The sequence below is a fragment of the Pseudarthrobacter equi genome, assembly GCF_900105535.1.
GTDB lineage: Bacteria > Actinomycetota > Actinomycetes > Actinomycetales > Micrococcaceae > Arthrobacter > Arthrobacter equi.
In genome coordinates, this window is record NZ_LT629779.1 from 2921794 (window position 1) to 2935055 (window position 13262).

Consider the following 13262-nt stretch of genomic DNA (forward strand, 5'->3'; position numbering starts at 1 on the left):
CCTTAGCGGGCTGCGGAACCTTCGACGTAGTCCGCGTCCTGCTGCTGCCAGGAGAAGAGGGAGCGCAGTTCGCGGCCAACCTCTTCGATGGGGTGCTGCTCTGCCTTGGCACGCAGTTCCTTGAACTCAACGCCGCCGTTGTCCTGGTCCTCGATGAACCGCTTGGCAAAGGCGCCGGACTGGATGTCAGCCAGGACTGCCTTCATGTTCTCCTTCACCTCGGGGGTGATGACGCGCGGGCCGGAGACGTAGTCGCCGTATTCCGCGGTGTCGGAGACGCTCCAGCGCTGCTTGGCGATGCCGCCTTCCCACATGAGGTCCACGATGAGCTTGAGCTCGTGCAGCACCTCGAAGTAGGCGATCTGCGGCTGGTAGCCGGCTTCGGTCAGGGTTTCGAAGCCGTACTGGATCAGCTGGGACACGCCGCCGCACAGGACGGACTGCTCGCCGAAGAGGTCCGTTTCGGTCTCTTCGGTGAAGGTGGTCTTGATGACGCCGGCGCGGGTGCCGCCGATGGCCTTGGCGTAGGACTTCGCCAGGTCCCAGGCGGAGCCGGAAGCGTCCTGCTCCACGGCGATGATGTCGGGGATGCCGCGGCCGGCTTCGAATTCGCGGCGGACGGTGTGGCCGGGAGCCTTCGGGGCAACCAGGATGACGTCAACGCCCTCGGGCGCCTGGATGTAGCCGAAGCGGATGTTGAAGCCGTGGGCGAAGGCCAGTGCCTTGCCGGGGGTCAGCTTGTCCTTGATGGAGTCGTTGTAGATCGAGCGCTGGTACTGGTCCGGCGCCAGGATCATGATGACGTCGGCCCATTCGGCGGCGTCGGCAACGTTCTTGACCGTGAAGCCGGCGTCCTCGGCCTTGGCGGCTGACTTGGAGCCGTCCTTCAGGGCGATGACAACCTCGACGCCGGAATCGCGAAGGTTCAGTGCGTGGGCGTGGCCCTGCGAGCCGTAGCCAACGATGGCAACTTTGCGGCCCTGGATGATCGACAGGTCGGCGTCGTCGTCGTAGAACATTTCAGTCACTTGCGTAACTCCTCTTGAGTGGTTTTGTACATGGTGGTCTTGCGGTGCTGCGGTTACGGGCAAACGTCCCGCCGTGGCGTACTGCCTAGGCGGAGCGCAGTGCCCGGTCACTCATGGAGCGGGATCCCCGTCCAACGGCCAGGGTGCCGGACTGCACAATTTCGCGGATGCCGAAGGGCTCCAGCACTGACAGCAGTGCCGTGAGCTTTTCGGGATGGCCGGTGGCCTCGATGACGACGGAGTCTGTGGACACGTCGACCACCGAGGCGCGGAACAGGTCTGCAGCCTGGGTCACCTGCAGGCGTGTTGCGGCATCCGCACGTACTTTGACCAGGATGTGGTCGCGCTGTACGGAAGATTCGGAGGTCAGTTCAACGATCTTGATCACGTTCACCAGCTTGTTGAGCTGCTTGGTGACCTGCTCGATGAGCTCACCATCGGCGTCGACCACCACTGTCATCCGGGAAATGCCCGTGACTTCGGTGGGGCCAACGGCCAGGGAGTTGATGTTGAAGGCCCGGCGGGCAAAGAGGCTTGCCACGCGGGTGAGGACGCCGGGTTTGTCTTCAACCAGGACGGAAAGTGTATGGCGGCTCATGGTCAGTCTTCCTCTTCCCAGTCCGGGGTCATGTTGCGGGCAACCTGGATCTGGTCGTTGCTCACGCCGGCGGGCACCATCGGCCACACCATTGAGTTGGGGCTCACCACGAAGTCGATCACCACGGGGCGGTCGTTGATTTCGAGGGCCTTCTGGATGGTGGCGTCGATGTCCTCGTCGCGTTCGCAGCGGAAGGAAGCGCAGCCGTAGGCCTCCCCCAGCTTGACGAAGTCCGGGATACGGACGGTGTCGTGGCCGGTGTTGAGGTCGGTGTTGGAGTATCGGCCTTCGTAGAAGAGGGTCTGCCACTGCCGCACCATGCCCAGCGAGGAGTTGTTGATGACGGCAACCTTGATGGGGATCTTGTTGATGGCGCAGGTGGCCAGTTCCTGGTTGGTCATCTGGAAGCAGCCGTCGCCGTCGATGGCCCAGACCACGCGGTCCGGCTCCCCCACCTTGGCGCCCATGGCTGCCGGCACGGCGTAGCCCATGGTTCCGGCGCCGCCCGAGTTCAGCCAGGCGTGCGGGCGCTCGTACTTGATGAACTGCGCGGCCCACATCTGGTGCTGGCCCACGCCCGCCACGTAGATGCCTTCGGGGCCCGTGAGGGCGCCGATGCGTTCGATGACCTTCTGCGGTGCGGTGAGCCCGTCCTCGGGTTCGGTAAAGCCCAGCGGGTAGGTTTCCTTGAGGTTGTTCAGGAAAGCCCACCAGGTGGTGAGGTCCGGGGTTCCGGCGGCCTCGAACTGGGCCCGCACGGCCTCGGTCAATTCGGGAATGATCTCCTTGACCGAGCCCACGATCGGAACGTCCGCGGTGCGGTTCTTGGAGATTTCCGCGGGGTCGATGTCTGCATGGATCACTTTGGCGTGCGGCGCAAACGTCTTGAGGACACCGGTGACGCGGTCATCAAAGCGGGCGCCCAAAGTGATCAGCAGGTCCGACTGCTGCAGGGCGGTCACCGCCGAGACAGTGCCGTGCATGCCGGGCATGCCGACGTGCTGCGGGTGCGAGTCCGGGAACGCACCCTTGGCCATCAGGGTGGTCACCACCGGCGCACCGGTGGCTTCGGCCAGCGCCCGCAGCTCGGCGCTGGCGTGGGCCTTGACCACACCGCCGCCAACGTAGAGGACCGGCTTGGTGGCCGCCGCGATGAGCTTTGCCGCCTCGCGTACCTGCTTGTTGTGGCCGCGGGTGACAGGCCGGTATCCGGGCAGGTCAATGCGGGGCGGCCAGGAGAAGGTCATCTGGCCCACCTGTGCGTCCTTGGCAACGTCCACGAGGACGGGGCCCGGACGGCCGGTGGAGGCCAGGTGGAAAGCTTCCGCCATGACATGCGGGATGTCGTTGGGGTCGGTGACCAGGAAGGAGTGCTTGGTGATGGGCATGGTGATGCCCACGATGTCCGCTTCCTGGAAGGCGTCAGTGCCAATGACACCGCTGGACACCTGGCCGGTGATGGCCACCAGGGGCACGGAGTCCATGTGGGCATCCATGATGGCGGTAACGAGGTTGGTGGCGCCGGGGCCGGAGGTGGCGATGCACACGCCCACCCGTCCCGTCACCATGGCGTAGCCTTGCGCGGCGTGGCCGGCTCCCTGTTCGTGACGGACCAGCACGTGGTTCATGGTGGAGGCCATCAAGGGGTCGTAGGTGGGCAGGATCGCGCCACCAGGCAAACCGAAAATATCGTCGACGCCGAGTTCTTCGAGCGAGCGGACAATAGCTTGCGAGCCGGTCATCACCGTTGGGGGTACAACGTTGTTCGGCCCAAGGACAGGAGAGACAGCAGCGAGGTCAGCGACGACGGCGGCATGCTCAGCCGTCCGGTCGGCACGTTCCGGAGCCTTGGGGGCTCCAGGGGACTTGGCAGCCATCAGCGAGGGGCTGATCGGCGATCCTTTGCTCATCGGACTCTTCCTTGTGGATCATCAATAACGGTGAAACTGCGGGGGAATAAAAAAACCCCTCAAGCCGTGCTGGCTCTTCGAGGGGTTTGCGCGTGACAGTTCGTTGCCGGGGCTAGTGAGCCACGCGCTTGGTAAGGACGACGACTGCAACTGCGCAGTTGGTAACGAAAGTCATGCGTTCAGTTTTCCCTCTGGTGTGACGGGTGTCAACGCGGGACAATCCCATCTCACCATGTGGACTCCAATGTCCACCCCTTGATCATATGGCATGGGGACCAAAGGTTTCGCCACCCGCACCCCAACCTCGCCAGCGGTCAGGGTGCGTGTGGCCTCAGCTCAACCGCGGACGGCGCGGTTGGGCTGCCGGAGCCGGTTAGCCGCAGTACGCACCAGTGCTGGCGCTGTGCACCAGTTTGGCGTACTTGGCCAGGACGCCCTTGGTGTAGCGGGCCGGCAGCGGCTCCCAGCCAGCCTTGCGGGCTTCAAGGTCAGCGTCATCCACCAGCAGGTCGAAGCTGCGCGCTGCGATGTCCACGCGGATCCGGTCACCGTCCCTGACAAAGGCGATAGGACCGCCGTCGACCGCTTCCGGCGCGACGTGGCCGATGCACAATCCGGTAGTACCGCCGGAGAACCTGCCGTCTGTCAGCAGCAGGACGTCCTTGCCCAGCCCCGCACCCTTGATGGCGCCGGTGATGGCGAGCATCTCCCGCATACCCGGGCCGCCCTTGGGGCCCTCGTAGCGGATGACCACGACGTCGCCGGCATGGATTTCGCCCTTGTCCAGCGCCTGCAGGGCACCCTGCTCGCGGTCGAACACGCGGGCGGTCCCTTCGAAGACGTCGGCGTCGAAGCCTGCACTCTTGACCACGGCGCCTTCCGGAGCCATGCTGCCATGCAGGATGGTGATGCCGCCGGTCTTGTGGATCGGGTTGTCCAGCGCGCGCAGGATCTTGCCGTCGACGTCCGGCGGGTTGATCGCGGCGAGATTCTCTGCCACGGTTTTGCCGGTGACGGTGAGGCAGTCGCCATGCAGCAGGCCGGCGTCCAGCAGTGCTTTCATGATGACGGGAACGCCGCCGATCTTGTCGACGTCGGTCATGACGTAACGGCCGAACGGTTTGAGGTCGCCAAGGTGCGGAATCCTGTCGCCGATGCGGTTGAAGTCGTCGAGGGTCAGCTCAACCTCGGCTTCGCGGGCGATGGCCAGCAGGTGCAGGACCGCGTTGGTGGACCCGCCGAACGCCATGGTGACGGCGATGGCGTTTTCGAAGGCCTTCTTGGTCATGATGTCGCGGGCGGTGATGCCCAGGCGGAGCAGGTTGACCACCGCTTCGCCGGACTTGCGGGCGAATTCATCACGACGGCGGTCTGCCGAGGGCGGGGCGGCAGAGCCGGGCAGGGACATGCCCATGGCCTCACCGATACAGGCCATGGTGTTGGCCGTGTACATGCCGCCGCAGGCGCCTTCGCCCGGGCAGATGGCCTTTTCAATACGGGTCAGGTCTTCCATGCTCATCTTGCCCGCGGCGCAGGCACCCACGGCTTCGAAGGCGTCAATGAGGGTGACTTCCTTTTCGGAACCGTCTTCCAGCTTCACCCAGCCCGGCATGATGGAGCCGGCATAGAGGAACACGCTGGCCAGGTCCAGGCGTGCTGCGGCCATGAGCATGCCGGGGAGGGACTTGTCACAGCCGGCCAGCAGCACCGAACCGTCAATCCGCTCGGCCTGCATGACGGTCTCGACGGAATCAGCGATGACTTCGCGGGAAACCAGGGAGAAGTGCATGCCCTCGTGGCCCATGGAGATGCCGTCGGACACGGAGATGGTGCCGAACTGCATGGGGAAGCCGCCGCCGGCGTGGACGCCCTCCTTGGCACCCTGGGCCAGCCGGTTCAGGGAAAGGTTGCAGGGAGTGATTTCGTTCCACGAACTCGCGACGCCCACTTGGGGCTTCGCGAAGTCGTCGTCGCCCATGCCGACCGCACGGAACATGCCGCGGGCCGGTGCGGCGTGGATGCCGTCGGTAACCACCCGGCTGCGGGGCTTGATGTCAGGCTTGCTCTCGGTTTCGATCTGGCTCTCGGTCATGAGGGAAAGTCTATGACCCCCGTAGTGCCAAACGGACTGAAGGGGCGGTTAAAACCGGATCGCTGGACCTGCCTCCCGCCGGCGGCCTCCCACGACGCAGCGTGGCAACTCCATAAGCCCGCGCCCCGGCCCTGGCCAGCCAAGGGATTCCCCCGCGCGCCATTGCCGGCAAACCTAGACAGCCATGGTGACCCGACGTAGCGTCGGGGCAGAACGCGTTGTAAGCCAAAGTGAAGGGAATGCCATGGATGTCGTCATGTGGATCGTGGTAGCAGTCATTGTCATCGGCGTGGTGTGGTGGCTGGTCAGCCGCAACAACCGCAACAAGGACGCCGGTGCCGCTGGCCCTGCCGGGAACACCCGGCCCGCCGCGACACGGCCCCCGGGTTCCCCGGCAGACCGTCGGGCGGATGGGGCCCTTTCCGGCGGCAGCGCCGCGGCATCGGCCGAAGCAGCGGGAACAGCCGGGCTTGCCTCCGCTGCCGGCTTCGGGCGTCCCGCCGAGCCCGCGGCGCCCTCAGCCGCCGACGAGCCTGCCGACTCCGCAGTAGCGTCCGCAGGAGCTACGACCCAGTCAGACGGCGGTCACATGGCAACTGCTGACCACGCAGGGGCCGGCCGGGACAACTCCAGCCCATCCGATACGGAAGCGGTAGCGGATGGCGCTGGGGCGTCGCCCCTGGAAGCCACCGACGCGGAATCGGCTTCGATGGCTGAGGCCCACCCGGAAAACCCCCGGGACGAGCGGACCCGCCAGGACCAGGCGGAATGGGAGACGCAGTGGTCCGAGGCTGGCGGTTCGGGTACCCCGGAGTCAGCACGCCACGCCGTACCCGCGGCGGAACAGGCCTCGGTGCAGGCCGCCCAGCCGGTTCACCACGCGGAATACACAGAGTCCCACGCACCGACCCTTCCCGGCGCTGAGACAGCGGCGGTGGAAGAGGACGACGCCGGCCCGTCGGCTGCCGCCCGGACCGGAGCGGACAGAAGCTACTCCCCCGGCGCCGACGTCCCCGTCGGTATGGGCGCAGCGACTGCGCCGGGCTCACCGGACAGCGGTACGGGCAGCACCGCCGGCGACGCCGTTGCTGCCCCAGCTGCGGAACCCGCCGCTGCTGACTTCGCTGCCGCGGAGGCCACGGACCGCACCCAGTCATCTGACCTGGCCGAGAACGGTGCAGACCACTTGCAGGCACCGCCGTCCGCTCCCCCGCAGGGAGCCCCGGAACCACAGGGGCACCTTGCGGCAGAGGAACCGTACGGAGCAGGATCCGCAGGCGCCGGTGCGGACGGCAGCGGCCCCGCGGAGTACACGGTCAAGGGCGATGCCGGCTCAATGGTCTATTACGAAGAGGGCCACCCGGACTACGACGGGACACGTGCCGACGTCTGGTTTGAATCCGCCGCCCACGCCGAAGCCGCCGGCTTCCGGGCTCCCCGCCGCAGGCGCCTCTGAGGCGGAGCCGGCAGAGGCGGCAGGTGTCAGCAAACCCCGCAGATCCCGCCCGCACCCCTGTGTCCCAACTCACAGCGGGGCCGGGCGGCCGGAGCGCCTTCCGCGGGTCACTTTCCACACCCTTGCCGCCAACAGCAAGAGCCCAAAATCCTTGAGTTTCCGCGGCTCCTGCACCCGAAGACCCTCCCCATGGAGCTCCCGGACGGGCCGATTTCACATGCACCAAAAGTTCGTGTAGAGTTTCATGTCGTTGCGGAGATCAACGGGAAAGAAAAAGCCCGGGAGATTGAAACAAACAAGATGCACCTCTAGCTCAATTGGCAGAGCAATTGACTCTTAATCAATGGGTTCCGGGTTCAAGTCCCGGGGGGTGCACCACTGGGAAAACAGCCTCTGGCTCGCGGAAACGCAAGCCAGGGGCTGTTTTGTTTTATTCTGCATTCTTTGGCCCATCACGCATCCCCGGCACGCAGGGACGAACGCGGACTCCTCCCGCAAAAGAGGCATTCTGGGAGCACAAAAAACGTGGCCTGGGAGTCCGGGCCACGTTGTCTGTGGAAAGAGTGCGTTTGGGGTGGCGCGTTCAGCTTGAAGGGTTGTCCACCAGGGCGGCGGCGTTGCCCGGGGTGGTGGCGAACTGGCTGGCCAGTTCCCGGACCACGGATTTGAGCTCCTGCCTCAGGAGTTCGGGGTCGATGGACGAGGACGCCAGCACCGAACGCTCCATTTCAACAGCCTCGGCCACCGCTTCCTTGCCCCTCTCGGTGAGGGAGACCACGTGGCTGCGGCGGTCCGACGTACTGCGGACGCGGGCAATGTGGCCGTGCGTCTCAAGCCGGCTGAGGGTCTTACCCATGGTTTGGGCCTGGACACGCACGTATTGGGCCAGTTGCGCCTGGGTCATGGGCCCCTGCGCGGCAAGGACCTCAATGGCGATAACGCCGGCGTGGGTCAGGCCGATGGCGCCGAGTTTTTCGTTCCACGAGTGTTCGACGAGGCGTGCGGCAGTGGACAATAGGCGCCCCGTGGGCCAGTGATCCATATCAGGCATAGCAGCAAGTATAGCCAAATGCTGATTAGCGCTGGCTTCCGCTGCTTATTAGGCTGTTGTGTCCCGCCCGCAACAAGGAGAAAAACAATGGCTGAAAGACTCGTTACCGGCGACGACGCGCCCGGATTCACGCTCAAGGATGCAACGGGCAACGATGTTTCCCTCTCCCCCGGCTCGGGCCGGAACACAGTTGTGTACTTCTATCCGGCAGCTGCCACGCCGGGCTGCACCAAGGAAGCCTGCGATTTCCGGGACAGCCTGGCGTCCCTCCAGTCCGCCGGATACGACGTGGTGGGAATCTCCCCGGACCCGGTGGAGAAGCTCGCTAAATTCGCTGCGGCGGAAGAACTGACCTTCCCCCTGCTTTCGGATGAGGACCACGCCGTGGCGGAGGCCTACGGCGCGTGGGGTGAAAAGAAGAACTACGGCAAGACCTACCAGGGGCTCATCCGCTCCACCATCGTGGTTGACCCCGACGGCAAGGTAGCACTGGCGCAGTACAACGTCCGGGCCACCGGCCACGTTGCCAAGCTGCGGCGGGACCTGAAGCTCGACGCCTGACGGGTGGCACCGGGCGGTGCACATGCGCACCGCTACAATGGAAGCTGGCATCCGCCGTCGTGGGCATTTTTTTACGCAGCGCAGCGGTGCCGGGCGCGAGTGGTGAAATTGGCAGACACGCAGGATTTAGGTTCCTGTGCCTTCGGGCGTGGGGGTTCAAGTCCCCCCTTGCGCACTCAGTAAATACGGGAATCCCCTGGCTTCGGCCGGGGGATTTTTGTGTTTCAGCAGGTGGACCCCTGAAAAACTTTCCCGAACCGCCCATCCGGATGGACCTGCCGCCCGAATGCACTGTGAGACGCCAGCCACAGTGCAGGTGCCCACCAGCCGGATCAGCACCACTTCCGCAGACATCCAGTCGGCGGCCGGCCCACAACAAACAAGGAGAACGCAATGCAGACAATCAAGCGCACAACTTTCACGGTCGCAGGCGTTGCAGCAGCCGCGCTGCTTAGCCTGACCGCGTGTGGCGGCTCCGGAAGCACCTCCGGATCCTCGTCCGCCCCCTCGGCGGAGCCGTCGGCCTCCAGCATGGCCGCGTCGCCGTCCGCAAGCTCCACTGCCAGCGCCTCCGCCGGCGCCATGGACCCGGCGGCAAACCTGGTGGGCCCGGGCTGCGCCGGCTACGCCGAGAAGGTACCCACCGGCGCCGGATCGGTCCAGGGCATGGCCCTTGACCCCGTCGCCGTCGCGGCTTCGAACAACCCGATCCTGACCACCCTCACCGCTGCGGTTTCGGGAAAGCTGAACCCGAAGGTGGATCTGGTTGACACGCTCAACGGCGGTGAATTCACGGTCTTCGCCCCGGTTGACGACGCCTTCGCCAAGATCGACCCCGCCACCATCGAGACACTGAAGACCGACGACGCCCTGTTGAGCAAGATCCTGACCTACCACGTGGTTCCCGGCCAGATCACGCCCGACATGATCGCTGGCACGCACGCAACTGTCCAGGGCGGCTCCGTGACCGTAACGGGCAGCGGCGACAACCTCAAGGTTGACGATGCCAACGTGATCTGCGGCGGCGTCAAGACCAAGAACGCCACCGTTTACCTGGTCGATTCGGTGCTGATGCCCAAGTAGGCAATGCCGGATTTCCGGCCCAAAACGTTGAAGCTGGGCCCGCTGTGAGCGGGCCCGGCTTCAGCGCGTTGGACCTGTACCCGCCCGGCGGCGGTCACCGCCCGCGCCGGCCCGGTGGCGGCGGCTAGACTGGACCCGGTCCGCAGGCGGCGGAGATCCACGATCCAGGGGTGATAAACGGGTGACCAGAAGTACATCGCGGCGAACGGTCCTCACTGCCGGCGCCGCGCTCCTGGCCTGGGGTGTGACCTCGTGCACCAACGCACCGTCCCCCTCGCCGTCGTCGGATTCCCCCAGCTCCGCGGTCGCTGCCGAACCGGCGGCGACGTTCAACTTCGGTACGGCAGCCCAGCCGCTCGGCCTGGACCCCGCGCTCTCCAGCGACGTCGAATCACAGCGCATCACCCGGCAGGTCCTCGAAGGCCTGGTGGGAGTCGACCAGACCACCGGCAAGCCCACTCCCCTGCTCGCCACCGAATGGTCCGAGTCCAACGAGGGCCGCAGCTACACCTTTAAGCTGCGCGACGGTGTCACCTTCCAGGACGGCACCCCCTTCAACGCCGACGCCGTCTGCACGAACTTCAACCGCTGGTTCGCCTTCCCCGCAGAGCTGCGGCGGCAGGCCCCCGGCAGCTCGTTCAAGGGCGTCTTCAAGGCGCACTCCGACGAAGCGGCGCTGTCCATCTTCAAGAGCTGCACGGCGGTGGACCAGGGCACAGTCCGGATCGACCTCACGCAAAGGTTCACGGCCTTTCTCCAGGCGCTGACCCTGCCTGCCTTTGCCATTGCCTCCCCGGCAGCCCTGGCGGCGGGGAAAGCCGATGTCCTGGACCAGAACCGCGCCGGGCGGCCCGTTTCCGATTTTGCCACCGCGCCAGTGGGTACCGGGCCCTTCAGCTTTGGCTCCTGGGATGACCAAAGCGTCACCCTGCTGACCAACAAGGCCTATTGGGGTGACCGGGGCCAGATTGCCACCATCAATTTCCTGGCCTACGACCACCCGCAAACACGGCTGCAGGCATTGCTCGACGGCCGGATCGACGGTTACGACGCCGTCACCGTGGGCAACTTTGACCAGCTGGTGAAGCGCGGCAAGCAGATCGTCCAGCGCGACCCGTTCTCGGTCATGTACGTGGGAATCAACCAGGACATCCCGGTCCTGCAGAACCAGAAGGTCCGGCAGGCCATCGAGATGGCCATCGACAAGGAGACCCTGATCCGCAGGTTCTTCATCGACAACACCACCAAGGCAACCCAGTTCGTCCCGCCGAAGATCAGCGGCTTCAACAAGGACGCACCCGAGCTTGGCCACGATCCGGCGAAGGCAAAGGAATACCTGAAGGACGGGGGCTATGCCGGCGAGGAACTGAAGTTCTACTACCCGCTCAACGTCACCCGCCCCTACCTGCCTACTCCCGAGAAGGTGTACGCCGAGATCAGCCGGCAGCTCACCGCCGTCGGCATCAATGTGCGGCCGGTTCCCGTGGACTGGGCCGACGGCTACCTGCAGAAAGTCCAGTCACCCGGCGACCATGCCCTGCACCTCTTGGGCTGGAACGGTTCCTACTCGGACGCAGACAACTTCGTGGGGCCGCTGTTCGGCGAGAAGAACGGCGAGTTCGGCTACCAGGATCCGCAGGTGTTCTCCAAGATCAACCGTGCGCGGGGGCTGCCCGAGGGTGAGGACCGTGATGAGCTCTATCACACCATCAACGCCCAGATTGCTGCCACCGTCCCGGCAGTCCCCATCGCTTTCCCCATCTCCGCGCTGGCTTTGTCCGACCGGGTTGTCAGCTACCCTGCGTCACCGGTCTTAAATGAAGTTTTCACGAAGGTGCAATTAAAGCCTTGACGGGCCGGGCCAATTTCAGTATGTCGGCAGGGCGGGGATATTCTGTGACAGCCAGAGCCGCTGCAATCGGAGACTGATCGTGACCTTCATTTCCAAGACCCAACATGCCGACGTCGTCCTGATTGGCGGCGGCATCATGAGCGCAACGCTGGGGGCATTCCTCAAGCAGCTGGAACCGGACTGGACCATCTCCCTGTTCGAGCGGCTGGACCAGCCCGGCCTCGAAAGCTCAGACCCCTGGAACAACGCCGGAACCGGCCACGCGGCCCTCTGTGAGCTCAACTACTCCCCCGCAGCCAAAGACGGATCGGTCAGCCCGGCCAAGGCACTGCTGATCAATGAGCAGTTCCAGCTCTCCCGCCAGTTCTGGTCCCACCTGGTGGACGGGAACCTGATCGGATCCCCCAAAGGCTTCATCAACACCGTGCCGCACATGAGCTTCGTGATCGGCGACGACCACGCCCGGTTCCTGAAGACCCGCTACGAGGCCCTCAAGCCGCACACGCTGTTCCGGAGCATGGAGTACTCGGAGGACCACGGCCAGATTGCCAAGTGGGCGCCGCTGATCGTCAAGGGCCGCAACGCCCAGCAGAAGATCGCCGCCACCCGCGCCGCCGAGGGCACCGACGTCGACTTCGGTGCACTCACCCGCGAGCTGACCACCTACCTCGGGAACAACGGCGTCGAAATCAATTACGGGCACGACGTCACCGGGATCAGCAAGGCGTCCGACGGCGGCTGGGACCTGACGCTGAAGCACCCCAGGTCCGGCGAGCACGGCAGGATCCACGCCAAGTTTGTCTTCGTCGGCGCCGGCGGCGGTGCCCTGCACCTGCTCCAGGCCTCCGGCATCCCGGAGAGCAAGGGCTACGGCGGGTTCCCCGTCTCCGGCCAGTTCTTCCGCTGCACGGACGAGACCATCGCCGCCCAGCACAGCGCCAAGGTCTACGGCCAGGCGTCGGTGGGCGCCCCGCCCATGTCCGTCCCGCACCTGGACACCCGTTACGTCAACGGCAAGCGGTCCCTCCTGTTTGGCCCGTACGCCGGGTTCTCCACCAACTTCCTCAAGAACGGTTCCTACCTCGACCTGCCGTTGTCCATCCGGCCCGGCAACATCATTCCGATGCTGGCGGTAGCCAAGGACAACATGGACCTCACCGCCTACCTGGTCAAGGAAGTGGCCAAGCGCCACGGTGACAAGGTTGAAGCGCTCCGGGAGTACTACCCCGAAGCCAAGGACGGCGACTGGGAACTGATCACGGCCGGCCAGCGTGTACAGATCATCAAGAAGGATCCGCAAAAGGGCGGCATCCTCCAGTTCGGTACTGAAGTGATTGCCGGCCGCGACGGTTCCATCGGCGCGCTGCTGGGAGCCTCACCCGGAGCCTCCACCGCTGTTCCCATCATGATCGAACTGCTGCAGAAGACGTTCCCCAAGAACTTCAAGGGCTGGCAGGGCAAGCTGAAGGACATGATGCCCGGTTACGGTGTGAAGCTGGATGAGAATCCCGAGCTCGCCGCCGAGCTTGAACGGGCAACTGCCAAGTCCCTTCAGCTGGAGAGTGTTTCCGCCAGCAACTGACCCTGCCGGGGCCAGTGGCTGGCTTACCGGGATCCAGTCACTAACCCTT

General features: G+C 65.0%; 10 protein-coding genes and 2 tRNA genes. 7 read left to right on the forward strand and 5 right to left on the reverse strand.

Features of this window, described 5'->3' with window-relative positions; all coding sequences use genetic code 11:
* Window positions 1–2 precede the first annotated feature (2 nt).
* From ilvC to ilvD, 4 genes are all read right to left on the reverse strand, one after another.
* On the reverse strand, window positions 3–1028 hold the full coding sequence (ilvC, locus tag BLT71_RS13175; RefSeq protein ID WP_056085271.1) for a ketol-acid reductoisomerase: 1026 nt from the start codon (window positions 1026–1028) through the stop codon (window positions 3–5).
* 85 nt (window positions 1029–1113) lie between these two features.
* The gene (gene ilvN / locus BLT71_RS13180) at window positions 1114–1626 is read right to left on the reverse strand and encodes an acetolactate synthase small subunit (RefSeq protein ID WP_056085269.1); all 513 of its coding nucleotides are present in this window, start codon (window positions 1624–1626) and stop codon (window positions 1114–1116) included.
* 2 nt (window positions 1627–1628) lie between these two features.
* The gene (locus BLT71_RS13185) at window positions 1629–3536 is read right to left on the reverse strand and encodes an acetolactate synthase large subunit (protein WP_091721016.1); all 1908 of its coding nucleotides are present in this window, start codon (window positions 3534–3536) and stop codon (window positions 1629–1631) included.
* 373 nt (window positions 3537–3909) lie between these two features.
* Window positions 3910–5628, reverse strand: coding sequence for a dihydroxy-acid dehydratase (gene ilvD, locus BLT71_RS13190; protein ID WP_056085264.1), 1719 nt, complete (start codon window positions 5626–5628; stop codon window positions 3910–3912).
* A 244-nt stretch (window positions 5629–5872) separates the two neighbouring features.
* On the opposite strand from ilvD, the gene BLT71_RS13195 reads away from it, so the two are divergent.
* On the forward strand, window positions 5873–7084 hold the full coding sequence (locus BLT71_RS13195; protein WP_091721018.1) for a sunset domain-containing protein: 1212 nt from the start codon (window positions 5873–5875) through the stop codon (window positions 7082–7084).
* Between the two features lie 302 nt (window positions 7085–7386).
* Window positions 7387–7462, forward strand: a tRNA-Lys gene (locus BLT71_RS13200).
* Between the two features lie 205 nt (window positions 7463–7667).
* On the opposite strand, the gene BLT71_RS13205 is transcribed toward BLT71_RS13200, so the two are convergent.
* Window positions 7668–8126 (reverse strand): MarR family winged helix-turn-helix transcriptional regulator, encoded by a 459-nt coding sequence (locus tag BLT71_RS13205; protein WP_015937461.1) that lies wholly within the window; start codon window positions 8124–8126, stop codon window positions 7668–7670.
* Window positions 8127–8222: 96 nt separating this feature from the next.
* On the opposite strand from BLT71_RS13205, the gene bcp reads away from it, so the two are divergent.
* The 5 genes from bcp (at window position 8223) to BLT71_RS13230 (ending at window position 13213) form a co-directional block, all read left to right on the forward strand.
* On the forward strand, window positions 8223–8696 hold the full coding sequence (gene bcp, locus BLT71_RS13210; RefSeq protein WP_056085261.1) for a thioredoxin-dependent thiol peroxidase: 474 nt from the start codon (window positions 8223–8225) through the stop codon (window positions 8694–8696).
* Window positions 8697–8789: 93 nt separating this feature from the next.
* Window positions 8790–8871: transfer RNA gene (locus tag BLT71_RS13215), tRNA-Leu, on the forward strand.
* A gap of 218 nt (window positions 8872–9089) precedes the next feature.
* Window positions 9090–9779 (forward strand): fasciclin domain-containing protein, encoded by a 690-nt coding sequence (locus BLT71_RS13220; RefSeq protein WP_056085259.1) that lies wholly within the window; start codon window positions 9090–9092, stop codon window positions 9777–9779.
* A 181-nt stretch (window positions 9780–9960) separates the two neighbouring features.
* Window positions 9961–11631, forward strand: coding sequence for an ABC transporter substrate-binding protein (locus BLT71_RS13225; RefSeq protein ID WP_231994290.1), 1671 nt, complete (start codon window positions 9961–9963; stop codon window positions 11629–11631).
* Between the two features lie 79 nt (window positions 11632–11710).
* On the forward strand, window positions 11711–13213 hold the full coding sequence (locus tag BLT71_RS13230; RefSeq protein WP_056085253.1) for a malate:quinone oxidoreductase: 1503 nt from the start codon (window positions 11711–11713) through the stop codon (window positions 13211–13213).
* The last annotated feature ends 49 nt before the right edge of the window (window positions 13214–13262 follow it).